This is a genomic window from Pseudomonas sp. CDFA 610 (genome assembly GCF_021147865.1).
GTDB lineage: Bacteria > Pseudomonadota > Gammaproteobacteria > Pseudomonadales > Pseudomonadaceae > Aquipseudomonas > Aquipseudomonas alliivorans.
In genome coordinates, this window is the sequence record NZ_JAGTPM010000001.1 from 273,395 (window position 1) to 298,259 (window position 24,865).

Genomic DNA, 24,865 nt, shown 5'->3' on the forward strand with positions numbered 1-24,865 from the left:
GCCACAACGCTTCTAGCGTTTGATCTGGTCGCCGAGCGGGTCTGCACAGCTTCCTGATGTCAGCTAGGCTTGAACTTCTTTGTGAGGAACATCAGCCATGTACACGCTCTACGGTGCCAGGGGCTGCGGTTCGGCAGCCATCGAGGTCGCGCTTGAGCTTTGCGCAACACCCTACACGCTGGTCGACGATCACGCTTGGGAAGAGGGACCGGGCAGGGAAGCGTTGAAACAGGTCAATCCCCTGATGCAAGTGCCTGTTCTGGTGCTGCCCGACGGAACCGTCGTAACAGAGAGTGCGGCAATCCTGATTCACCTGGGGCTTGAGTTCCCGGAAGCCGGCCTTCTGCCGCGTGCAACGTCCGAACGATCACAGGCGCTCCGGGCACTGGTCTATATCGCCACCAACTGCTATGTGCCCAGCGCCATTATCGACTTCCCGGAGCGCTGGTTACCCGACAGTGACCAAAAGACTCACAAGAAGCTGGAGGCCGGCGCGCGGTTGCGCCTTTACTGGCACTGGCAGATGTTCAGCGATCTGTTCACCCAGCCGGGAAGTTGGCATCCCGAAGCACCCGGCGCGGTCGAGATCCTGGCCAGCATCGCAAGCCGGTGGAGCGGGGCGCGTGACGACCTGCATGGTTCGCGACCGACATTTCATGCTTCTCTGCTGCAGATCGATGCTCATCCCGTCGTTGATACGGTAGTTCAGCGCCACTGGCCTTGAGTTGTGACGTTGAATCTGGAGAAGGGTGTGTTCAGCGCTCGTCCATTCAGCCTGTTCAGGTAAGCTCGACACCACCCTCATTGGGCGTTTGTGCTGAGTTGATCCCGATTGATGTGATTCAGGAGAAGACGATGACTTCACTTGCACAGATATTCCAGAGCTTCGACCCCTCCACACCCTTCAACGCCCCCGAAAACTGGCTGCAAGGCAGAACGGTTTATGGCGGACTGACAGCTGCGCTCGCGTTGCATACTGCGATACAGGCGGGCGGTCCCGAGCTGCCGCCGTTGAAGTCTGCCCAGATCACCTTCGTCGGTCCTGCCATGCTGGAGCAGACCTTCAAGCCAACCGTGTTGCGTCAGGGAAAGTCAGTCACGGTGATGACCACCGACTGCTTTTCATCAGCGCAGTTGGCGCTGCACATGACCATGGTGTTTGCCGCTTCGCGTGACAGCCGGATTCTTCACGATTATTCACAGCGACCCGCCGTCGGCCGGCCCGACGATTATCCAGTGTGGGATGCAGGACCGCATGCTCCCAATTGCGTGCACAACTTCCAGAAACGACCTGCCGGTGGCACCTTGCCTTTCTCCGGCGCCGCCGAGCCCGAACTGCTGATGTGGGTCAGGCATGAGGAAGCGCAAGGCATCAATCCAATGGTGGCGCTCATGGCACTGGCGGACGCGCTGCCCCCGGCATCCATCACCACCCTGACAACAAACGTCCCGCTCAGCACAATCACCTGGACACTGGATATCGTCAACGCGCCTGCGCAGGATCAGTGGTTTTTGCTCAAAGCCTCAAGCCATGTGGCGGCTGACGGCTATTCGTTTCAGGACATGGAAATCTGGAATGAACGCGGAGAACTGGTGCTAAGGGGACGGCAGACGGTTGCGATTTTTGCGTAGCTAAATCCTGTTCGTTTCAGTGCTCAAGGGCACGTTTGGCCTCGGTGATAAGACTCTGTACAAACTTGTACAATTATTTGACGCCATCATAATGGCGAACTAATATCGCGCCCGAATTTAATATCAATGTGATATCGCAGGGACGCGTCGTGTATCTTTTCGCTTCAAGATTGGCCGTGCTGGCGCTGTTGGCTGCCGCGCCGCTGTCTGTTTTAGCCGCCACCACACCCGGCGAGCAGGACTTCATCCGAGATCGTCAGGATCGCCTGCTTGAAGAGCAGCGCCGCCGTCTCGAAGACCTCAAGGATCTGCCGGGCAAGCAAGCGGAGCCTGCTGCTCCGGTCGCGCCTGCCGATACACGCTGTTTCACGATCAATCGCATCGAACTCAAGGGCGCGGATTCGCTTTCAGCCGCTGAGCGCGACAAGCTGATCCAGCCTTATATCGGGCAATGCCTGGGCGTACCCCAGCTCAACGAGCTGCTCAAGGTCATCACCGATCACTACATCGAAAAAGGTCTGGTGACGACGCGGGCGTATCTGCCGCAGCAGGATCTGTCCAAGGGCGATCTGCAGGTGCTGGTGATTGAAGGCAAACTCGAGAAACTGCGTGGCGCTGCCGACAGCGGCCTGTCGGCGCGTGAGCTGGCCATGACCTTTCCAGGTCAGGAAGGCACGATGGTGAATCTGCGCGAGATCGAGCAGATGGTCGATCAGCTCAATCGCCTGCCGTCCAATCAGGCGCAGATGGAACTGACACCTGGCGAGGCGGTGGGTGGCAGCGATGTGGTGGTCAAGAACACGCCGCAAAAGCCCTGGCGAGCAAACCTGTCGCGTACCAACGAGGGGCAGCGCAGTACCGGTGAGCAGCAATGGAACGCCGGGCTTGAGTGGGACAACCCGCTCGGCCTGGCCGATCAGTTCAGCCTGCGCGGCGGACATGATGCGATCAGCGATCGCCAGAAAGCTTCTCGCAATGCCTCGCTGTCGTACAGCATGCCCTGGGGCTGGTGGACTTTCAGTTACCTGTACAGCACCAGTGAATATCGCTCGGTGGCCCAGGCGTCCAATATCGACTTCAAGCAGGACGGCGACAGTCAGAACCATCAGTTCAGGGCTGAGCGGGTCGTGCACCGTGACGCGCTGAGCAAGACGTCGCTCAATGCCGGTCTGGCGTACCTGCGCACGAACAATTATGTAGAAGACAGCAAGCTGGCGCTCAGCAGCAACCGTATCACTGAGGCGCAGTTCGGCATCAACCACGGACGCCGGATAGGCTCGGCGTTTCTCAACATCGACCTGGGCATGCAGCACGGCATTGGCGCCCTGGATGCTCAGGGCAACCATGACCCGGGTCCGGGCGAAGCCGATGCGCGCTACCGCAAATACACCGGCACCCTCAGCTACCTGCAGCCTTTTCAGTTATGGGGCGAAAAGCTGACGTTCACCAGCCTGGCCACCGGACAGCGCAGTGAAGATGTGCTGTTTAGTCCGCAGCGCCAGAGCCTGGGTGGCTCGTCGTCGGTACGCGGTTACAAGGACCAGTTTCTGTCAGGCGACAGCGGTGGTTACTGGCGCAACGAAGTGCGTCTGACTCGTCCGGTCACCCTCGACTGGATGCGACCGGTCTTCGCCGAGTATGGTGCCGCGGCGGGTTACGACCAGGGCGTGATCCGAGGCGACCGTTATAACGGCGACCAGCATGGCCGCCTGTCCAGCCATTCGTTCGAACTGTTTACCCGTGGCCAGCATGTCGCCGCGTCGGTGACCTTTGCCCGCTCCCTGGAACGTCCCGATGTGATCGAGCGCGAATCGCCGATCTACGTCCGCGTGGATTTCTTCCTGTAACCCAGCCTTTTTCATCTTTCCCGTTTCGAGGTCACGTACATGGACGTTCACCAGTTGGCTCTGCTCGCCCGCCAGCCTTCCGCGGCGTTGACCGAGCGTCAGCATTTCTGGGGAATGCCCAAGCGTGGCCTTGCGCTGATTCTGGCCAATGCCCTGTTCTGGCAGCCGCTGCTGGTCCAGGCCGAAGGCATCGCCGTCAGTGGCACGGGGACCACGCTGGGTCAGGCCGGTAATGGGGTGCCCATCATCAACATCGCCACGCCCAATGCCAGCGGCCTGTCGCACAACCAGTTCCAGCAGTACAACGTTGACAGTCAGGGCGTGATTCTCAACAACTCGACCAACCAGACCCAGAGCACCCAGTTGGGCGGCATCATCGTCGGCAACTCCAATCTGCGTGGCACAGCGGCCAGCACGATTCTCAACGAAGTGGTGGGCGCCAACGCCAGCCAGCTAAGGGGTTACACGGAAGTGGCGGGGCAGGCCGCACGCGTCATCGTCGCCAACCCGTATGGCATCAGTTGCAATGGCTGCGGGTTCATCAATACGCCGCAGGTCACGCTGACCACCGGCAAGCCGGTTCTCGACGCCAGTGGTCAGTTGCAGCGCTTCAACGTTCAGGGCGGCAGCATCTCGATTGACGGCGTGGGACTGAACGCCGACAACGTCGACCAGTTCGACATCATCACCCGCAGCGCGAAGATCAACGCCGAACTGCACGCCAAACGCCTCAACGTCATCACCGGTCGCAACGACGTCGATGCACAGACCCTGAACCCGACGGCACTGGCAGACGATGGCAGCAGCAAGCCGGAACTGGCGATCGACAGCTCGGCCCTGGGCGGCATGTACGCCGGTGCCATCCGGCTGGTCGGTACCGAAGCGGGCGTCGGTGTCAGGCTCGCCGCAGACCTGGCGGCCAGCGGCGGCGATATCCAGATCGATGCCAACGGCCACCTCAACGTCATGCAGGTGGCGGCGAGCGGCGCGGTAAACGTGCGGGCCAACACCGCAGAGGTCAACGGGCCGGTTTACGCCGGTTCCTCACTGGCGATGACCACTGGCGGTGATCTCACAACCCGGCAGAACGTCGCTGCCCGAGATGCGCTGACCCTGTCCGCTGGCGGCCAGTTGCGCAACACGGCCGTGATCGAAGCGGGCGTCAACGCGGACAACAGCCGCAACGCGTCGGGTGATGTGACCTTGTCGGCCAACGGCCTGACCAACAGCGGCAGCATCACTGCCAGCCGTGCCTTGCAGGCTACCGTTACCCAGACGCTGAACAACCAGGGCGCAACCTTGAACGGTCAGGCCAGCGCATGGGTCGCTGCGGGTGTGATCGACAACCGTCAGTCCGGCCGTATTCTGAGCCAGGGCGGCAACGCAGACATCAACGCCTCTCAAGTACTGAACGCACAGAGCGGGCTTATCAGCAGCAGCGGCAATCTGAACATTACGGCCCAAACGCTGGATAACAGCCAGCAAGGCAAACTGTCCAGTGGCGCTGTGCTGACTGCGCGCATCTCCGGCCAGGTGCTCAACCAATTGGGCATCATCAACGCCGCAGGTGGCCTGCTGCTGAACACCGGCACCGTTGACAACCGCACCGGTGAAATCTCCAGCCTGGGCAACCTGACCGCCACGCTCGTTCAGTTCGACAACAGCAGCAGCGGTCGCCTGTTGGCCAACGGCACCCTGCAACTGACGGCCGACACGCTGGACAACCAGAACGCCGGTTCGATATCAGGCCAGCAGAACGTACAACTGACACTGGGGCAACTGACCAACACCGGCAAGGGCAGCGTTTACGCCAGAAACACCCTGGGCGTGAATGCCACCAGGGCCGTGAATAACGATCAGGGCGTGCTGCGCAGTGACGGCCCCCTGAACCTGAGCGCGGCGAGCCTTGCCAACAGCGGCGGCAGCGTCACCAGCGCCGGAACGGCCTCGATTACCACCAATGCAACCGTCGTCAATCAGGGCGGACAGATTCTCAGTGATGCCAGCCTGACGCTGACCAGCGGCTCGCTGGACAACAGTCAGAGCGGTCGCATTGCGGCCAACGGCGTTACTGTCACCACGGGCGCATTCGATAACCACCAGGACGGCCGTCTTACGAGTACCGGCACCCTCGGGCTGACTGCTGCTCAGGTCAACAACACCGAGGCAGGCCGCATCGCCAGCGCCATGGCCCTGACGGCGGTGGTTACAGGTCTTGATCAGACCAATGATGGTCGTCTTTACAGCAACAGCGACGTAAGCCTGGATCTGAACAACGGCGTACTGAACAACCAGGATGGATTGATCAACGCACCCGGCCAACTGCTGCTGAAAAACCTGAACGTGGTGAACAATCAGAGCGGTGAGATTTCCAGCGCCAACGGCTTCTCGCTGTCGGCCACTTCGCTGGACAACACCGAAGGTTCGCTGCTGAGCGACAAGATGCTGATCCTCCGCGTGAACCAGTTGCTGACCAACCTGCGCGGGCTGGTATCTGCCAACGGCCTCGAGCTGCACGCGGCAACCCTGAACAACCAGAACGCAGAAATTTCCAGCCTCGGTGCGTTCACGGCAACGGTCGGCCAGTTCGATAACAGCCAGAAAGGCCGTGTGATGGCCAACGGTGCGCTGCAACTGACGGCCGACAATCTGGATAACCAGGATGCTGGATCAGTGTCTGGACAGCAAAGTGTGCAACTGACACTGGGGCAACTGACCAACACCGGCAAGGGCAGCGTTTACGCCAGAAACAACCTAGGCGTGAACGCCACCAGAGCAGTCAATAACGATCAGGGCGTGCTGCGCAGTGACGGCACCCTGAGCCTGAGTGCGGCGAGCCTTGCCAACAGCGGCGGCAGAATCACCAGCGCCGGAACGGCCTCGATCACCACCAATGCAGCCGTCGCCAACCAGGGTGGACAGATTCTCAGTGATGCCAGCCTGACGTTGACCAGCGGCTCGTTGGACAACAGTCAGGGCGGTCGCATCGCGGCGAACGGCGTTACTGTCACCACGGGCGCATTCGATAATCACAATGACGGCCGTCTTACGAGTACCGGCACCCTCGGGCTGACTGCTGCTCAGGTCAACAACACCGAGGCAGGTCGCATCGCCAGCGCCATGGCCCTGACGGCGGCGGTTACCGGCCTTGATCAGACCAATGATGGTCGTCTTTACAGCAACAGCGACGTAAGCCTGGATCTGAACAACGGCGTACTGAACAACCAGGATGGATTGATCAACGCACCCGGCCAACTGCTGCTGAAAAACCTGAACGTGGTGAACAATCAGAGCGGTGAGATTTCCAGCGCCAACGGCTTCTCGCTGTCGGCCACTTCGCTGGAAAACACCGAAGGTTCGCTGCTGAGCGACAAGATGCTGATCCTCCGCGTGAACCAGTTGCTGAACAACCTGCGCGGGCTGGTATCTGCCAACGGCCTCGAACTGCACGCGACGACCCTGAACAACCAGAATGCGGAAATTTCCAGCCTCGGTGCGTTCACGGCAACGGTCGGCCAGTTCGATAACAGCCAGAAAGGCCGTGTGATGGCCAACGGCGCATTGTTGCTGACTGCAGACAGTTTCGACAACCAGGCCAACGGTGTGGTCTCCGGGCAGCAATCCGTCCAGTTGAATCTGGGGCAATTGACCAATACCGGCAGCGGTCGGGTTTACGGCAAAAACAGCCTGGGTTTCAACATTGCCGGTGCATTGAACAATGAACAGGGCGTTATCCGCAGCGATGGCACGTTATCGCTTACGGCCGCATCGCTGAACAACACCAGCGGCAGTATTTCCAGTGCGCAAACTTCCACGATCACTGCCGCCGGAGCTGCCGTCAATAATGGCGGTGAGGTGCTGAGCGACGCCAGTCTTACGCTTACGACAGGTAGCCTCGATAACGCTCGCAAAGGGCGAGTCGCCGGCAACGGCATTGTGTTGACCACTGGAACGTTCGAGAACCAGAACAGCGGTAGCCTGATCAGCAGCGGAGTCATGCGTCTGACTGCCGGACAGGTCAACAACAGTGAGGCGGGTCGTATCGCCAGCGCGATGGCGTTGACTGCCGTGGTGACTGCCCTTGACCAGACCAATGATGGACGGTTGTACGGCAACGGCGATGTCAGCCTCGATTTGAGTCACGGAGTATTGAATAACCAGGGAGGACTGATCACCGCTCCGGGTCAGTTGATTCTGAAAAACCTGACCACCGTCAATAATTCGGACGGTGAAATCTCCAGCGCCAACGGTTTCATGCTGACGGCCAACTCAATGGATAACACCGACGGTTCGTTAATTAGCGACAATGCACTGACCGTGCGCGTCGACAAGCTCCTGAACAACCTGCGCGGTCTGATTTCTGCCACAGGTCTCGAGCTGAATGCCGCGACGCTGAACAACCAGAATGCAGAAGTCTCAAGCCTGGGTACGCTGACGGCAACAGTGGGTCAATTCGATAACAGCCACAAAGGCCGCTTGCTGGCCAATGGTGCCCTGCTGCTGACGGCCGACAGCCTCGATAATCAGACGGCAGGCGTCGTCTCAGGGCAGCAGTCTGTACAGCTCAATCTGGGCAAGTTGACCAATACGGATAGCGGTCGGTTTTATGGCAAAAACAGTCTGGGCTTCAACGTTACCGGTGCGCTGAACAATAGTCAGGGCGTCGTTCGCAGCGATGGTACGTTGGAGCTGAAGGCTGCATCGCTTAACAATGCTGGTGGCAGCATCACCAGCGCTGACACTTCCCTGCTGACTGTTACCGGAGACGTCGTCAGCCTGGGCGGTGAAATATTGAGTAACGCCGACCTGACGGTTAAAAGCGCAAGTCTGGATAACAGCAAGAACGGACGTATCGCAGGCAAAGGCGTAACGGTCGATACAGGAGCGTTCAACAACCAGCAGGGCGGTCGCCTGACCAGCACGGATGTGCTGGGTCTGACCGCCGCTCAGGTCAACAACAGTGAGGCAGGCCGTATCGCCAGTGCGAAAGCGCTGACAGCGTTCGTCACCGGCCTTGACCAGAGCAAAGACGGTCGGCTTTACAGTAATAGCGACGTCAGCCTCGATTTGAACAACGGTGTGCTGAATAACCTGGGCGGTTTGATCACCGCCCCTGGCGAGCTGTTCTTGAAAAACCTGACCACAGTCAATAACCGGAACGGCGAAATCTCCAGCGCCAATGGTTTCACGCTGTCGGCCACTTCGCTGGACAACACTGACGGTTCGGTCATCAGCGACCAGGCACTGATCGTACGCGTCGATAAGTTGCTGACCAACGTGCGCGGTCTGGTTTCCGGCAAGGGGATCGATTTTAGTGCCAATGAACTTAACAACAACGGCGGCAGCGTCAGCAGTGACGCCGATCTGATCATTGATGTTAACGGCGATCTGTCAAATCAACTCGGTGAACTGACCAGCGCCGGCAAAACCGATTTGGCTTCCCTGAGCCTGGACAATACCCAGGGTCAGGTCATGGCCGATAAGTTTCTGAACATGGTCGTTGGCAAGGCGATCAACAATCAGGCAGGCACCTTGGGGTCAGGGCAGGGCGTCGATATTCACGCGGTGAGCCTGGACAACAGTCAGTCTGGATCGGTAGTGACCGACGGCAAGCTTTCTCTCGTTCTGACGGGAGCACTGGACAATCAAACCGGGGGCAGTCTGCAGGCCAAGGGTCTGATGGATCTATCCAGCCTCTCAGTGGACAACCGTGGCGGCAGCATCGTCGCCAGGGATCTGCTGATCGTACAAAGCGATGGTGTCGCCAACCGCGGCGGAGCCATCCGTGCTGAAAAAGGCATGCAGCTGTTCGTCGATCAACTCGACAACAATCAGGCAGATCTGGCGGCAAAACAGAAAGGCGGTATTCAGAGTAACGCCGGCCTTGAGTTGAAAGGCACGTTTCTGGATAACCGGAGCGGCCTGCTCAATGCTGCTGATCTGATGAAATTGCAGGTGACAACAGCGCTCAACGACTTGGGACGTATCGCCAGTCAGGCTGATCTTGTTGCTGAAATCGACAGCCTGACCCAGAAAGGCGGTGAGCTGGTTGCGCAAGGTGATCTGACCTTGGTCGGCAAGACGCTGGATAACCGATCGGGTGGTCTGGTAGGCGCAACAAAAGCGCTGAAACTCAACGTGGACGATATCGACAACCGCAATGGTGAGATATCCAGCCAGATTGGCGTAGACATCACTGCCAAGATGCTCGAGAACAGTAACGGCGGTAAGGTTCTGGCCGGTACTGCGCTGGAATTGAAGGTGGCGCGCATCATCAACCTGAACAAGGGGTTGATTTTCGGCAACACCTTGCATCTGGACGGCGCGCGCCTGGACAACGCGGGCGGTACGCTGGCCAGTCAGAACAACCTGACAATCCTGTTGACCGACGCATTGGACAACACAGGCGGCCTGCTCAGCAGCGAGGCTGCACTGAGTGTGACAGCCGACTCGCTGCAAAACGCCAAAGGCAGTCTGTCCAGTGCCGATGCACTGGAGATTGATACAAAGGGCGCGCTTTCCAACCAGTCCGGCTCTGTGACCACGGATTCGACGCTCACGATCTCCAGTGCCAGCCTGGACAACAGTAAAGGTGGAGCACTGTCGGGCAAAGGTGCGACGAAGGTTACTGTAACTACCGGCACATTCGATAACAGCCAGAAAGGGCAGCTGACCAGCAGCGATACGCTTGACCTGATCGCAGGCAAGGTCATCAACCAGAGTGCCGGGCGCATCGCCAGCGCACTGGCGTTGACCGCCACGGTTACCAGTCTTGATCAGCAGGCAGGCGAGATGTTCAGCAACACCTCGTTGAGTCTGGACCTCAGCAACGGCCAGTTGAACAATCAGGGCGGCCTGATCAATGCCTCCGGCCTGTTGCTGCTGAAAAACCTCAAAGGTGTTGCAAACCAGAACGGCGAAATATCCAGCAATCAGACCTTCACACTGAAGGCCGACAGCCTTGATAACAGTGGCGGCAAGTTGCTGAGTGGTCAGAAGTTGACGCTGGTTATCGACAAGGCGCTGGCCAACGTCAAAGGCTCTATTTCTGCTGCTGCGCTGGATATGCATAGCGCAGGGCTGGACAACACCGCAGGCTTGATCAGCAGCCGCGGTGCGTTGGACCTGACTGTCGATACCGCTCTGAACAATACGAAAGGCGTGGTGATTGCCGACGCAGACGTCGTACTGAATGCTGCTTCCGTTAACAATCTGGAAGGTCAGCTTGCCAGCAAGAAAAACCTCGTTGCGCACATAGGCAACCTGCAGCAGCAAGGCGGCCAATTGATCGCGCAGGGCTCTCTGGCGCTGACCGGTGATGCACTGACTAACAGCAACAAGGGCCTGATTGGTGCAACCCAGGCGCTGGTTATCAATGTTGCTGACATTGATAACCGTGGTGGCGAAATCTCGGGTCAGGACACGATCACACTGACCGGCGCCAAACTGAATAACGGCGACAGCGGCCAGATCCTTGCGCAGAAAGCCCTGAAACTGAACGTGACCCGGACTATCAACCGGAACGATGGCCTGCTATCCAGCACAACAGGCCTGACGGTCGTCGGTACTGCTCTGGACAACATTGGCGGAACGTTAAGTGGGCTGCAGGACATCAATATCGATTTGTCCGGGCTGCTCGATAATACAACGGGCCTGGTCAGCAGTGAGGGTACGCTGACCCTGAAGGCTGGCAGCCTGACCAACAACGCTGGCAATGTTTCCAGTGCTGACACCCTGTACCTGCGTAGCGCTGGAGCATTCGGTAATCAGGGCGGCAAACTGGTGACCGATGGTGCGCTCGATCTGGGGAGCAGCGTCCTCGACAACAGTCAGCGCGGCACCATCAGCAGCAAAGGCTTGCTGAAGCTCAATACAGGCGATTTCGATAACAGTCAGAATGGGCGTGTCAGCACGGGTGACCGACTGGAACTGACTGCCGCGAAACTCACCAACAGCAGTGGCGGCAGCATCGGCAGCAGTCAGGCGATGACCGCAAGCGTCAGCCGTCTGGATCAGCATAAAGGTACTCTTTTCAGCAACACCTCACTCAGCCTTGATTTGAACAATGGCCAGTTGGACAACCAGAGCGGACTTATCAATGCCCCAGGCACCCTGCTGCTGAAAAATCTGGGTGTGGTGTTGAACCAGGGTGGGGAAATTTCCAGTGGGCAAGCTTTCACGCTGTCTGCAAATAGCCTTGAAAACAACGGCGGCAAGGTACTCAGTAATCAATTCCTCACTCTGCGTATTGCCAATGCACTGAATAACGTTAAAGGCATGGTCGCCGCAGCAGGCGTGGATGCCAAAGCCGGTGCGCTGGACAACACCGGCGGGACCCTGACCAGTCGCAACGATCTGGAACTGACGGTTACCGGAACGCTGACCAATCGCGAAGAAGGTCTCATCAACGCGAACCAGTCTCTTAAATTGGGTTCAGGCGTCCTTGATAACCAGGCAGGCCAGTTACTGGCTAAAACGGGTCTGACGCTGGACGCAACAACGATCAATAACACCGCCAACGGCTTGATCAATAGCGGTAGTACGCTGGTTCTGACAGCCAACAGTCTGAATTCGGGCAATGGTGGTGAAGTGTCGGGATGGGGCGCGATGAGCGTCACGCTTGATGCGCTGTCACTCGACTCTGGACGTTTGATGGGCAACACCAGTCTGTCCATTGATCTGAAAGACGCTGATCTGAATAACCGTAGCGGACTGATTTCTGCCAAAGGTCCTCTGACCTTCAAGCGCGTACGCGACTTCATTAACCAGTCAGGCGAAATCTCCAGCGCGCAAGGCTTTGAGCTGAACGGCCGTGCGCTCGATAACACAAACGGCAAGGTCATCAGCAGCGACGTACTGACAGTCGCAACCGACAGCATCAATAACCAGAACGGCCTGATTTCCGGTTGGCAACGTCTGGACGTTCACGGCAAAAGCCTCGACAACCGCAATAACGGTACGCTGTCCAGCCGCAACGGCTCTGTTGGCGTTGACCTGAGCGGTGCGTTGCTCAACAGCGGTGGCGGGGCACTGGTCAGCCAGACGGCACTGACTGTCACATCTGACAGCCTCAGTAACAGTGGAGGCATCCTGTCCAGCGGTGCTGGCCAGACTCTGACCGTTACCGGTCGGTTGGACAACAGTCAGAAAGGCTTGATTGACAGCGGAGCCGGACTGACGATCAAAGCCGCTACGCTTGATAACACCGCTGGCAATCTGACGGCCGCGCAGGACCTGAGTTTCGAGGGCGGAACTCTCGACAACAGCGCGGGAAACCTCAGCAGCAAAGGCGCAATGACCCTCGACCTGCTGGCTGCCCTGACCAACACCAACGGGAAGCTGGCCAGCGGCGGCGCGTTATTGCTGCGTCGCAGTACCCAGGTCAATAACCAGGGCGGACAACTGGTCGGCAAAAGCCTGTTGACGCTCAATACATCCGGGCAACTGGATAACAGTAACCGTGGCACCCTCGCATCTGACGGTAAGCTGCATCTCATCGCTACCGGCAATGTGGTCAACGCTACAGACGGCCTGATCTACAGTCAGGGCGGCGATGTAGAGGTGGACGCAGCAGGTCTCAACAACACGCTTGGCACTTTGCAAAGTCAGGGAGCGCTTCGCGTATCGGTTAATAAAGACGTCGACAACCTTAATGGCCGCATTATCGCCCAAGGGGGCGAGCTTGGCGTTACCGCAGCAAACCTCAACAGCCAGGGTGGTGTGCTTTCCAGTTTGCAGGGTGCATTCACTTCGACCATTACCGGCGTGTTGAACAACGGTTATGACGGCAAGCGACAAGGAGGTGTGATCCAGGCGCAGCGTCTCAACCTGACCGCATTGGGTGGCTTCAATAACTACGGCGGCCGTGTTTCTGCCCGGACCGGCGAAGCGCTGATAACCACATCGGACTTCGATAACCGTAATGGAGGTCTGTACGCGAAAGGTTTGGTGCGCGTTACGGGTGTCAACTTCGATAACAGCGGTGATAACGACGGCCAGATTGCGGGCGGCCAGGTCGAACTCAATCTCGGCGGGCTGCTGAACAATCGCCTGGGTATCATCGAGAGTGACAGCACGCTGAACATCAGCGCCGCGAACCTGGACAACCAGACAGGCCAGCTACGCGCGTTAGGGACTGGTGGTTCGACACTTTTCCAGATAGGCAACCAGTTCGACAACCGCAGCGGCCGACTGGAAGTGGCAAGCAGCGACCTGACGCTTAATGCCGCCAGTTTCCTCAATGCCAACGGTTCTCTGCTGCATGCCGGAGAAGGCACCTTCGCGATCTCCACGCCCAATCTGACCAACGCAGGCGGCAGTGTCGTAACGCGCGGCGGACTGACGCTCACGGCTGACAGCTGGACAAACAGCAGTGTGATCCAGGCAGGGCGGTTGACGGTCAATGTCGGGACATTCAATCAGACGGCGAGCGGGCAGTTGCTGGCGTCGAATGCGTTTGTCGGGACGGGGGGGAATTGGATCAATGATGGGTTGATTGCTAGTGATGGAAGTGTGGATATCCGGATTGGAGGTGGTTTTTCGGGGGGCGGTCGGGTCAGCAGCGCAGGCATTATGGGTATGAGCGCAGCGCAGATTGATCTGAATTCTGCAACGGCGATCACCGCAGGTACGACCGGAACAATCACCAGCACCGGGAGCCTTGGCAGCCTTGGACGTCTCACCTCAATGGGGGATCTGACCGTCAATGCTGCCTCGCTGAGCAACCAGGGCACAGTAGGCAGTAGCGGTAACCTGCGAGTCAACGCTGGATCACTTGTTAATCAGAATGGTTTGGTATTCAGCGGCGGGAATATGGCGCTGCGCGTGGGTGATTTTACAAATCGGTTTGCTGATGTGTACAGCTTGGGCAATCTCAGCATTGCGCGCGATGACAGCAATGGTTGGAGCTCGTCGATCAATAACGTTTCTGCAACTATTGAAAGCGGCGGAGACATGAGCTTGGCGGCTAGCCGTATTGAAAATCGTAAAGATGTATTTGAAGCTACCGGTGGTTTGATATCCGGCGCTATCGGTGTTCAATGTTACGGCTGCACTGTTTTAAGAATGCGTGCTGAATCTAGTCATCTTGTTTGGATTGAGAATTATTCGTCGACTGTTACTCAGGACTCAGCATCTTCTTTCATGACCGCTGGGCGTAATTTCGATGTTACAGGCGGCGATTTTGTTAACAACGCCTCGACGGTTGCTGCCAATAACGACTTGGCAATGAGTGTTCAAAATTTTACCAACAAAGGCGTAACAACTGGCGATTATACTGTTCGTCGCTCCCTAGATGCACCTAGGGATATTGGGTCATGGCGGGCAATCATGGATTATAACGCTGCCAATGATCCGATGTATGGGTCATTGAACAGCACCTTTCGCTTTACCCCGGGAATGCATTTCTGGACTGCGGATGGTAAAGAGTCAATAGTTGGGTTTGGGCAAAGTGGTGGAGGCGGGGAGACAAATCAATATTTTAAATTTGCAACTATTTGGATCGAAAGCAATGCGAATCCAGGTTATCAGTTCTCACAACCTAGTTATGGAAGTGGTGTTCTCGTAGAAGCACCAAGTTCAGTACGGAACGCGAATTTCTTCGAAAATACAATTGTCACTAATAGTCCTTCTGCTTCCGCTAATGCCGTAGTGCAAGCGGGAGGGGCTATCCGTATAAACGCCACTCAAAATCTCACTAACAGCGTTGTGCGAGAGGGGGTTACCGTTGCATCAGGTGGATCTCGCGTAGGAGGCACTCAACTCAGCGGAAATGCTAAACCAACAGTCGTAAGCATAAACGCCCAGCTCCCCCCAGATCTCGCTCAACAACAAGTCAACCCACTAGCCCTGCCAGGCTTCAGTCTGCCGACGGGCCAGAACGGCCTGTTCCGTCTTAGCGGCCAGTCAGGCAGCGCCTCGTCTATCTCCCAGTCCACCGGCGTCCCGCAAAGCTGGACGATGGGCGGCGCGAGCATATCGCTGGCTCAGCGTGAACAATCCGTCCCCGACGCACAAGCGGGCATCATCCAACTCGGTGCGGTCGGACAGATCGACAGCGCCACTCGCCAGCTTGCGCTAACCACACGGCAGGCTGCAGGCTTGAGTGCCAATGCATCTGCCTTCGACACCAGTGCTCCAGATTTTTCGAACACCGGTGGATTCGTCTTGCCGGGTCACAGCTCGGACGCCGCTGGCTTAACGCTCGTCGATGCAGTTGCCGGAGTGACAGCGAGCAATCAGGGCAATGGTGCTCTATTGCCCGTTCAGAGTAATGGTTCGTCGACCGCAGTACCGTTGATTACGATAGCTTCCTCCAATAACGGCACGATCCGAAATCCTGGTGCAGTGCAGGGCAGCGCGATCACCTCGGTTACACAGGTCATCGGTACGTCAGTAGCCAGTCAGATCCCGACTTCTGCCAGACCATCGGTGATCGCTCAAGCCAATCCGGTCATCAGCGCAGCGCGGCCGGTTACCGTCGCTCAGAGTACCGCCATTACCCCAGTCACAGCTCCCGCCTCACAAACGGTCGCGAAGGTTCAGGGGCTGCCAAACAGCACATTCGTCTCCAAGCCTCAGAAATACCTGATTGAAACCAACCCGGTACTGACTGAACTCAAGCAGTTCATGAGTTCGGATTACCTGCTTGCAGGTCTTGGCTACGACCCGGAAGTCAGTGCCAAACGTCTGGGCGACGGCCTTTACGAACAGCGTCTGGTGCAACAAGCGGTGGTCGCTCGAACCGGTCAGGCGTTCATTCAGGGGCAGACCTCCAATGAAGCGCAATTCAAGTACCTGATGAACAACGCCATCGCGAGCAAGGAGCAATTGAGCCTTGCCGTTGGCGTATCGCTGAGTTCACAGCAGGTTGCCGCGCTGACCCACGATATCGTCTGGCTCGAAGAGCATGAAGTAAATGGCGAAAAGGTTCTGGTCCCGGTGCTCTACCTGGCCCAGGCGGATAACCGTCTGGGACCAACCGGTGCCTTGATCGCCGGTAACGACGTATCGCTGATTGCGGGCCAGAACCTCGATAACGTCGGCACATTACTCGCCAGCAACAACCTCTCCGCAGTCGCAGGCAACAACCTTGTGAACGCAGGTTTGATCGAGGCTGGCAATCGCCTGGACTTGCTGGCAGGCAACGATCTGATCAATACGGCGGGCGGCATCATCAAAGGTCGTGATGTGTCCCTGACCTCGCTCAATGGCGACGTGATCAACGAGCGCAGCATCACGTCGATGGACAACGATGTCCGTGGACAGCGACACAGCGAGTTCGCTGATAGCGCGGCGCGCATCGAAGCGGCCAACGACATGAGCATTTCGGCTGGCCGTGACTTCATCAACCGTGGCAGCGTTCTGGAAAGCGGGCGTGATCTGAATATCGTTGCCGGACGTGATTTGACGATCGGCACGACGGAAGTCAACAACAGCCTGTTCTTCGACAAAAACCACAACAGTAGCGACATCACCCAGCTGGGCTCTACCGTCACTGCTGGTCGTGACCTGGGCGCCAAGGCTGGCCGCGATATCTCCCTGATTGCCAGCGACATCGATGCCAAGCGCGACATCGCAATGGCCGCCACGGAAAACATGACCATCAGCTCTGCGGCGGACGAAGAGCACTCCCTGTCCAAAAGCAAGAAACTGACCCGTCAGGAAGATCACGTCAGCCAGATTGCTACCGACCTCAACGCCGGTGGCAGCGTGGCCCTGCAGGCCGGTCAGAACCTCGCCGTGATCTCCAGCCGGATTACAGCAGGTCAGGAAGCGTACCTGGTGGCAGGCGAAAACCTCGACATCCTCGCCGCGCAGGACAGCGACTACTCGCTGTACGAAAAAAAGAAAAAGGGCTCGTTTGGCGCCAAAAGCTTCAAGCGCGATGAAGTGACCGATGTGAAGAACATCGGCAGTGAAATCACGACCGGAGGTGATCTGGTTCTGGCGAGTGGTGGCGATCAGAAGTATCAGGTGGCGAAGCTGGAGAGTGGGAAAGACCTGACGATTGAAAGTGGCGGGGCGGTGACGTTTGAGGGGGTGAAAGACTCCCACGACGAAAGCCATACCAAGAGCAAAAGCAGTTCGGTCTGGTTCTCGTCGAAAGGTAAAGGCACAACCGACGAAACTCTGCGCCAGAGCGAACTGAGCGCTCAGGGCCAGGTAGTCATCAATGCGGTCGAAGGCCTTCAGATCGATGTCAAACAGGTCGACCAACAGAGCGTCAGCCAGAGCATCGACGCCATGGTCAAGGCTGATCCGCAATTGGCCTGGCTTAAAGAGGCCGAAAAACGGGGCGATGTGGACTGGCATCAGGTCAAGGAAATCCACGAAAGCTTCAAGTACAACAACTCCGGCCTCGGCCCGGCTGCCCAGATCGCCATCGCTATCCTGATGGCTGCGGTGATGGGGCCGGCCGGGCTGGGTCTGACCGGTATGGGCGGTGCGCTTGCAACCAGCGTAGCTACTAACGCGGCAACCAGTGCGATTAATAACAAGGGCGATCTGGGTGCCGTTCTGAAGGACATAACTTCTTCGGAAAGTCTCAAGGGTTACGCCGTCTCTGGAGCCCTTGCAGGTTTTGCACCTATTGATCCAAAAAATATCGGCTTGGATCTAGCCGGTCTGGGTACCGTTGCAGACAAGGTATTCACAGAGGCCTTGATTAAAACCGCGATCATGGGCGGCAGCTTCAAGGACAACCTTGGAGCCTCTGCGCTAGGTACCGGAGTCAGCGTCGCTGGTGCCAGGATTGCAGGCAAGATCGGTGACATAACGATGGATTCTGGCAAGTTCACCAAGGTTGCCATGCACGCAGCCCTTGGCGGATTGATGGCAGAAGCGATGGGCGGCGATTTCCGGACAGGTGCTTTGGCAGCCGGTGCGAATGAAATGCTCGTTGATTATCTAGGCGGCAAGCTGCTACCGAAAGATGCCGGTAAAGACAGTAAGGCTTATCAGGCAGGCGTCAGCAAGCTGCTGACTGCTTCTCAATTGATCGGTGTGCTGACCGGCATGGCCACCGGAGGGGATGCCTCTGCAGGGGCGACCGTGGCGGCAAACTCCACTGAAAACAACTATCTGAACCACCTTGAAATGGTTCAGCTGAACAAGGCGCTTACTGGGTGTGAAGAGAGGGCCGATTGTGATGCTGTTGCTTCCAGCTTTATCAAGAAACACGAGCTTAACAAAGAGTCACTAGAAAAAATCTGTGCTTCCAGCACGGAAGGATGCATTGCTGGTGCGAAGGAAATTTACGAGGCCATTTACGGCTACCAGACCGGAGGATATAGTAACGAGCTAGGTCAACGAGGAAGACAGATTGAGGCCGCGTTTCATGGCTTCAATCTCGCTGCGCAGGCAGATACCACCGAAGCTATTATATTGCCTAGTGCGGAAGCGTTCGCGGAGTCATTAGGACTCGATAAGGCTGACCCAAGAACCGCATCGGTAACGGCTGCGATTGCAGCGATTATTACTGGTAAAGCAACTGGCGGTCCAAGAGTCGCAGGAGCGGGTGCAAAAGCGGCAGGTGCCTCGCTGGACAACGTGGCTAGTAGCATCCATGCTGGCCAGCAAGGCAAGCATATTTTGGGGCATAACAATTTTCTTCCCGGACGTAGCTATCTTAATGAGGGGATCGAGCCTCAAAAACTGTTGAACGGTGCTCATGCGGGAGAGTTTCCTGTCGTAGGTTATGGTTCAAGAGGGCAGCCAATAGTTGATTTTGGCAAGAATATTGGTGTCGATGGCACATCAGGCTTGGCGACAAGATACGGAACAATACATTCAGGTAAAAACGGAGCGCATATTGTTCCAACAAATCCTACTACTGTCGGAGCGAAACCATGAAAGCTCTCCCTGATTGGTTAGTTTTATGTGTTTGGCGTGCCCTGATTGGTGAGATATATCCTGCAATAAGGGCGATTGCTATTTCACTGTCAGATGATGGGGTATTACTTATTCGTTACTACCTTGATAGGTCGCCTACAGATTTTGACTGGGAAAGCTTAGAGGTGGTTGCCACAAATATTTCAGCCTCAATTGGGCAAGACAAAGTTTCTCATGTGGATTTAGATAGTAAGTTTGTACTTGGTTCAATAGGGTGTCTTGAGTGTCTCGATGGCTTCATATACTGTCGCCGAGAATATGAACTGTAGGGGCAAAAGCGGCTGCAAGCTTCCCGGAAGGCATGAGCTTTAATCCGAGCATCAAAAACCATCTGAGTAGTTTCGATGGATTGACCCAGAAAAGTGGAGTTAGCGGAACCCATAATCTTGATGCATTCTCTCAGGCCGCATCTTCAAATGGCATAAAGATATTGGGTGAGACACCGACTTCTGTTAAGGGGATTACAAATATTAAATATCAGATACCGGCCTATGATCGAACTGGAATGTGATCGGCTATAAAGCGAAAGAGTTTACTAAGACTGTTTATGATCCGAAGGTCTTCTCTGATCAAAAGATCCTTGATCTTGGACAGGAGGCTGCGGCCAGTGGATACAGGGGGGGGCTTTGTCGAAGGGGGTGACTCAATATGATGCTACTGCCGGGGGCGTTAGCTTAGGGTCTACCTTGACAAGGCTGCAGGGGCAGTTACTAACTTTCACCCCCAGTGAGGATTGATATGAAAGAGCTATTTGGACAGCCATATACTGATTCAGACTCTTACTGGATAGTGAAGGGGTATTTTGATCGGATGTATCACGATGGTAATTTTATAAAATCTCTTGAGCTATTGGTGAAAAGGTGGGGCTTCAGTACGGATGGTGCGTACTGCAATTTTCCTGATTTAAATAGTTTTTTGAGGAGGAACATTTTGAAGGTGTTGAGTTCGCTTATGGTTATCCGCCAAAAAATGAAGATACAGTTGTTGTAAGTGAAGAGATTTGCTCTAAATACATGCGGCTAGCATGTGATAAGTATGTAAGTCTTCATCCGGAAGATACTGTAAAAATGAGAGAGATTTTGAATCAGCTTTCTTTCTGATTTATTCTGAATAAATAGGCCCAGTACTGCCGAGACTATTGTTGATAGGATCATAACCCGTGTCGGGAATTTTTTGCCAACCCAGTCGGTAATCTGATCCTACGGGTGTATAAGCCTCACCACGAGTGAGGAGAGGGGCGATTGTGATGCTGTTGCTTCCAGCTTTATCAAGAAACACGAGCTTAATAAAGCGTCGCTAGAAAAAATCTGTGCTTCCAGCACGGAAGGATGCATCGCTGGCGCGAAGGAAATTTACGAGGCCATTTACGGCTACCAGACCGGAGAATATAGTAACGAGCTAGGTCAACGAGGAAGACAGATTGAGGCCGCGTTTTATGGCTTCAATCTCGCTGCGCAGGCAGATACCACCGAAGCTATTATATCGCCTAGTGCGGAAGCGTTCGCGGAGTAATTAGGACTCGATAAGGCTGACCCAAGAACCGCATCGGTAACGGCTGCGATTGCAGCGATTATTACTGGTAAAGCAACTGGCGGTCCAAGAGTCGCAAGAGCGTGGGCAAAAGGTGCAAAAGCAACAGTCAGCTCTCCGCTAAAACTTGGCGAAACCAAGGCAATCGACGATGTCAGTATGACTCGTGTAGGAAGTTGGATGTCTCCTGATGAGCTGGCGCAGATGCAAAATACAAATAAAGTGGTGCAAGGCGGTGGAGGAAAAACCTTTATTTCGACTAATGGCATCGCTGACTTTAAAGGGGCTGCACCCAAAGGCTCTGTCTATGTTGAGTTTGATTTTTCAGCTAACAGCTTGCTGCAAGGCGGAAAGATGGCTGGTTTAAAATGATTGGCCCTGATGCAGGTAAGTCTCAGCAGTTCTTGCTTAATAAGCAGGGCGGCGAGCATCTTCCGGCGATCAAGAACATTGAAATTCTAGATAAGAAGTGAGAAGTTTTATGGATCAATCTTGGTTTGATGAAAGTGTAAAACCACTTTTGAAGGGGTTTTCTCTAGAGTACTCATCATTTGCTGATGGGGATTTTGGTGACCTTGAAAGGATAGAGTTGGAAGGTTTTAACAAGCTAGGGACTGTTGAATTCTGGTCTAAAGGTTGGGTGGGTATAGATATATATGACTGTGCCCTTGATGATCAGGTTATGAATGTGTTGCTCTCTCCCGAAGAGGGAGAATCTGTTTCTCAGGAGTTTGATAGGTTTATAAAGATATTGACACGGGATAGTTGATGGTCCAACGACGCTGCAAACCTGTATCGTGCATCTAATCTGCAACAGCTTGGACTATGCCGCTTGGGATAAACGTCGGGCATTGGCCAAAGCGCTCAAGCCGATCTACCAGACGATCAATGCCGATGTAGCCGAGCAAGAGCTTAACCCCTTTGAAGCAGGGCTTTGGTGCAAGCAGTATCCGACTGTAGTTGCTGCATGGCGTCGCGCCTGGGATCGGGTTATACCGTTTTTTGTTTTCCCGGCGGGCATCCGCAAAGTGGTTTACACGACCAATGCCATCGAGAGCATCAATGCCCAGTTACGCAAGATCATCAAGACTCGAGGGCACTTCCCGACCGATGAGGCCGCGACGAAACTGATATGGCTTGGGGTGCGAAACATTACCGCCAACTGGGGGCATGCGGCACACGACTGGAAAGTGGCAATGAATCAATTTGCGATCCTGTACGGAGACCGTTTTACCAGACCGAACTGGTAAAACAAGGGCCTGCCTGACGGCAGGCTAACCAGCCCGAACACAAAAAAACTGATACTCCCTGATGAACTGAAAAGCGGTGTGATCCGATAGCTCTTTCTACGACCGCACCAACCCGCAAATGCCCTAAACCCCCATCAATCCAAAAGCCCAACCACCTTCCTGTACGCCTCCCGCCCCTGGCCCGTCTCCCGCGTCAATCGAATCTCAATCCCTTTAGGATCATTCTCCCGATTACCATCAAGCGTGTGCCATTCATTGTCCGCTTTCCAGATCCGCGCTTGCAGATCCACAACGCCTCCAAGCACCGCAACCCCCTCCTTGGGTGCAGGCAGTGGGTAACGATCACTCGGCAGGCCCATGGCCCGATAGAGCGTTCCGTCTTTCAGCCACCAGCGTACGCGATGCAGACCTTCACCAGACACTGCGGCACTGCGAATCACGTCGAGACGAAACTCACCCGTATCGGCGGTACGCAGACTGACTGCTGCCGGAGCCTGAGGTCGGTCGTTTTGATCGCCGTCCAGGTCCGGTTCCTGCATTTCGATGCTGGCGCGAAGGGCCATGTCGCGCTCCAGTTGGTTAAAGGCTCGCAATAAAGACTCGGTCTGTTCGGTGTTTTCACGCAGTCGGGCGTCGGTGCGGGTCACGCTGTCCAGGCCGCGCCAGGCGATCAGGCTGACGATGGACATCAGCAGAATCGCGACCATTACTTCGAGCAGGGTAAAGCCACGCTGGTGTCTGTTCATGGCGCACTGACCACGTTCAATTGACCCAGGGCCGAACGTTCTACGCCGAGCGCGTGTTCGCCATCGGAGAGGCGGATGTGCAGCACCGGCGTGATCCATTCGGCGTTCAGTACGACGGATTGCCCAGGCTGGACCTGCACGCGCATGGACGGGGTTTCCCACTTGCGCGGATGCAGGTGCGGGTCGTCTGTGAAGTGATCAAAACTGTTGCCTTCTGCGTTGCGGCGCTGGAAAACAAAGCCTTTGCCATCGGCCAGCCAGGTGATCGGGCGGCCGTCGGCGCGGGCCTCGGCCTGGGCGATCTGCAGCAGTTGCGCGAGCCGTTGGCTGTCTTTGCGCAGCAGTGCGTCGGCATCGGGTTTGATGCTCAGGCTGACGGCGGCACTGGCGATGCCGATGATGACCAGCACCACCATCAGTTCGATCAAGGTGAAGCCCTGTTGCCTGTCCATGGTCATGAAGCCGGGGTCCTTGGTTGAGCCACTATGCCGCTATGCCGATGTGCAGTCTGATGTAGACTCTGGTTCCAGACGAACAGGAGGTTCAGTCATGGCAGGTGTTTTTGGTGTGTCGGCTCCGCGATTGTTGCAGTTAGCGGCCTTGCTTGCGGCGCTGGCAGGCGTGGTGGTCTGGTCTTCATTATTGATGACATCGACTCAGTCGTCCGCGCCTTTGCAGACGAGCGTAACCCAGGAAAGCGGTTCTGCCAGCCCGGCAAGGCAATGGTTTGCCAATCAGCCTTCGCAAGTGCAGATCAGCGTGTCCGGTGTCATGGCAGGCGCGCGAGGTGCGGTGGCGGTTATCCGGCTCAATGATGGTCCGGCGCGCAGCGTGATGGCGGGCGAGCGACTGGCGAGGGATGTGCGTCTGGTCGCCGTAGAAGCTGACGGCGTGGTGATCGAGCGAGGGGCGGAGCAGACCCGAATCAAGGTCAGCACGCTTTCCGAAGTCTCTGGGCTGCCGGACCTGATTCGCCGCTGAAAGGCTCACTGCGGTTTGACCCAGGGGCGACCCAGTATCGTTTCCAGACGTGCCAGCGGCGGCCCTTGTCGCTCACGTTCCGACACCCTCACGTTGACACGCATCAGTGTGCCTCCGGCCATGGCGATCAGAGTCTGATCGCAGCGCAGCAGCAGGCGTCCCTGATCACAATCGAGGGTCTTTACGCCAGCCTTGAGTTGTCCTTCAAGACGTAATTCTGCGAGTCGGTTTTGCGCGGCCAGCAGGGCGATTGCTCGGTCACGCAGCAGGCCGTTGCTCTGTGTCATGCCGCCTGCAACACGCACCGCTGCCGACATGGCCACGGCAATGATTGCCAACGCGACGAGCACCTCGACCAGGGTGAAACCACGTTCCGTGTGTGCCTGTCCCATGATGCCTCCTGGCGGATTACAGGGGCGCAGAATAGCACTGGTCCAGCGTTCTGATGCGAACGCAAATCACTGAATATTTCCCTCGTCCCGTTTTATAGTTTTGTTACACTGCGGCGCTGATAAGGATTATCAAGGGAAGTGGATATGGAAGTCGCGCGCGTCAAGCAGCGGCCTGCAGGCCGTCGCGCCCAGGCTGGTTTTACCCTGATCGAAATCATGGTTGTGGTCGTTATTCTGGGCATTCTGGCGGCCATCGTGGTCCCCAAGGTGCTGGACCGTCCCGATCAGGCTCGCGCTACTGCAGCCAGGCAGGATATTGGCGGCCTGATGCAGGCACTCAACCTTTACCGCCTCGATAACGGCCGTTATCCCAATCAGAATCAGGGCCTCAAGGTGCTCGTCGAGCGCCCGGCCAATGTCAGTAAAAACAACTGGCGCTCCTACCTTGAACGACTGCCCAACGACCCTTGGGGCCGCCCCTACAATTACCTGAATCCTGGTGTTAACGGCGAGGTGGACATTTTCTCCCTCGGTGCCGATGGCCAGCCGGATGGTGACGGCGTGAATGCCGATATCGGCTCCTGGCAGCTTTAAGC

Annotated in this window: 12 protein-coding genes and 2 pseudogenes; 11 read left to right on the plus strand and 3 right to left on the minus strand. The window is 56.3% G+C overall.

All coding sequences use genetic code 11. The features are described from left to right. Positions 1 to 97 precede the first annotated feature (97 nt). The 9 genes and pseudogenes from KDX39_RS01295 to KDX39_RS01335 form a co-directional block, all read left to right on the plus strand. Entirely contained in the window at positions 98 to 724 is a 627-nt protein-coding gene (locus KDX39_RS01295; protein WP_231658931.1) for a glutathione S-transferase, read from the plus strand. 131 nt (positions 725 to 855) lie between these two features. After that, positions 856 to 1,632: a thioesterase family protein gene (locus tag KDX39_RS01300; protein ID WP_231658932.1), complete on the plus strand. Its 777-nt coding sequence runs from the start codon at positions 856 to 858 to the stop codon at positions 1,630 to 1,632. Between the two features lie 170 nt (positions 1,633 to 1,802). Beyond that, complete coding sequence (locus KDX39_RS01305) at positions 1,803 to 3,479, plus strand: ShlB/FhaC/HecB family hemolysin secretion/activation protein (RefSeq protein ID WP_269439793.1); 1,677 nt, start codon at positions 1,803 to 1,805, stop codon at positions 3,477 to 3,479. A 39-nt stretch (positions 3,480 to 3,518) separates the two neighbouring features. Then, positions 3,519 to 19,331: a two-partner secretion domain-containing protein gene (locus KDX39_RS01310; protein ID WP_231658935.1), complete on the plus strand. Its 15,813-nt coding sequence runs from the start codon at positions 3,519 to 3,521 to the stop codon at positions 19,329 to 19,331. Further along, positions 19,328 to 19,639, plus strand: a complete 312-nt coding sequence (locus tag KDX39_RS01315; RefSeq protein ID WP_231658936.1) for a colicin — start codon at positions 19,328 to 19,330, stop codon at positions 19,637 to 19,639. Before KDX39_RS01310 ends, KDX39_RS01315 begins: the two co-directional genes overlap by 4 nt. A 469-nt stretch (positions 19,640 to 20,108) precedes the next feature. Beyond that, positions 20,109 to 20,470, plus strand: a pseudogene (gene cdiI / locus KDX39_RS01320) (ribonuclease toxin immunity protein CdiI). A 589-nt stretch (positions 20,471 to 21,059) separates the two neighbouring features. After that, positions 21,060 to 21,272, plus strand: coding sequence for a TreTu family toxin (locus KDX39_RS01325; RefSeq protein WP_442964517.1), 213 nt, complete (start codon positions 21,060 to 21,062; stop codon positions 21,270 to 21,272). Between the two features lie 109 nt (positions 21,273 to 21,381). Then, positions 21,382 to 21,669 carry a hypothetical protein gene (locus KDX39_RS01330; protein ID WP_231658940.1) on the plus strand — a complete coding sequence of 96 codons (288 nt, stop codon included), beginning with the start codon at positions 21,382 to 21,384 and terminating at the stop codon, positions 21,667 to 21,669. 7 nt (positions 21,670 to 21,676) lie between these two features. Continuing rightward, positions 21,677 to 22,150: pseudogene (locus tag KDX39_RS01335) on the plus strand (transposase); the annotation flags it as partial. A gap of 134 nt (positions 22,151 to 22,284) precedes the next feature. On the opposite strand, the gene KDX39_RS01340 reads toward KDX39_RS01335, so the two are convergent. Both KDX39_RS01340 and KDX39_RS01345 read right to left on the minus strand, forming a co-directional pair. Continuing rightward, complete coding sequence (locus KDX39_RS01340; protein WP_231658942.1) at positions 22,285 to 22,896, minus strand: prepilin-type N-terminal cleavage/methylation domain-containing protein; 612 nt, start codon at positions 22,894 to 22,896, stop codon at positions 22,285 to 22,287. Then, entirely contained in the window at positions 22,893 to 23,354 is a 462-nt protein-coding gene (locus tag KDX39_RS01345; protein WP_231658944.1) for a prepilin-type N-terminal cleavage/methylation domain-containing protein, read from the minus strand. Before KDX39_RS01345 ends, KDX39_RS01340 begins: the two co-directional genes overlap by 4 nt. A gap of 91 nt (positions 23,355 to 23,445) precedes the next feature. Between KDX39_RS01345 and KDX39_RS01350 the strand changes: the two genes are divergently transcribed. After that, positions 23,446 to 23,877 carry a type II secretion system protein N gene (locus tag KDX39_RS01350; protein WP_231658946.1) on the plus strand — a complete coding sequence of 144 codons (432 nt, stop codon included), beginning with the start codon at positions 23,446 to 23,448 and terminating at the stop codon, positions 23,875 to 23,877. A 5-nt stretch (positions 23,878 to 23,882) separates the two neighbouring features. On the opposite strand, the gene gspI is transcribed toward KDX39_RS01350, so the two are convergent. Continuing rightward, positions 23,883 to 24,269 (minus strand): type II secretion system minor pseudopilin GspI, encoded by a 387-nt coding sequence (gene gspI / locus KDX39_RS01355; protein ID WP_231658952.1) that lies wholly within the window; start codon positions 24,267 to 24,269, stop codon positions 23,883 to 23,885. Positions 24,270 to 24,413: 144 nt separating this feature from the next. On the opposite strand from gspI, the gene gspG reads away from it, so the two are divergent. Beyond that, complete coding sequence (gene gspG / locus KDX39_RS01360) at positions 24,414 to 24,863, plus strand: type II secretion system major pseudopilin GspG (RefSeq protein WP_184322965.1); 450 nt, start codon at positions 24,414 to 24,416, stop codon at positions 24,861 to 24,863. The last annotated feature ends 2 nt before the right edge of the window (positions 24,864 to 24,865 follow it).

Excerpts from the sequence above, each read along its gene's own strand:
- KDX39_RS01345 (WP_231658944.1), bottom strand. The coding sequence starts at position 23,354 with ATGACCATGGACAGGCAACAGGGCTTCACCTTGATCGAACTGATGGTG.
- KDX39_RS01300 (WP_231658932.1), top strand. The coding sequence starts at position 856 with ATGACTTCACTTGCACAGATATTCCAGAGCTTCGACCCCTCCACACCC.
- KDX39_RS01325 (WP_442964517.1), top strand. The coding sequence starts at position 21,060 with ATGACTCGTGTAGGAAGTTGGATGTCTCCTGATGAGCTGGCGCAGATG.
- KDX39_RS01350 (WP_231658946.1), top strand. The coding sequence starts at position 23,446 with ATGGCAGGTGTTTTTGGTGTGTCGGCTCCGCGATTGTTGCAGTTAGCG.
- KDX39_RS01295 (WP_231658931.1), top strand. The coding sequence starts at position 98 with ATGTACACGCTCTACGGTGCCAGGGGCTGCGGTTCGGCAGCCATCGAG.
- KDX39_RS01340 (WP_231658942.1), bottom strand. The coding sequence starts at position 22,896 with ATGAACAGACACCAGCGTGGCTTTACCCTGCTCGAAGTAATGGTCGCG.
- gspI (WP_231658952.1), bottom strand. The coding sequence starts at position 24,269 with ATGGGACAGGCACACACGGAACGTGGTTTCACCCTGGTCGAGGTGCTC.
- gspG (WP_184322965.1), top strand. The coding sequence starts at position 24,414 with ATGGAAGTCGCGCGCGTCAAGCAGCGGCCTGCAGGCCGTCGCGCCCAG.
- KDX39_RS01315 (WP_231658936.1), top strand. The coding sequence starts at position 19,328 with ATGAAAGCTCTCCCTGATTGGTTAGTTTTATGTGTTTGGCGTGCCCTG.
- KDX39_RS01330 (WP_231658940.1), top strand. The coding sequence starts at position 21,382 with ATGGATCAATCTTGGTTTGATGAAAGTGTAAAACCACTTTTGAAGGGG.
- KDX39_RS01310 (WP_231658935.1), top strand. The coding sequence starts at position 3,519 with ATGGACGTTCACCAGTTGGCTCTGCTCGCCCGCCAGCCTTCCGCGGCG.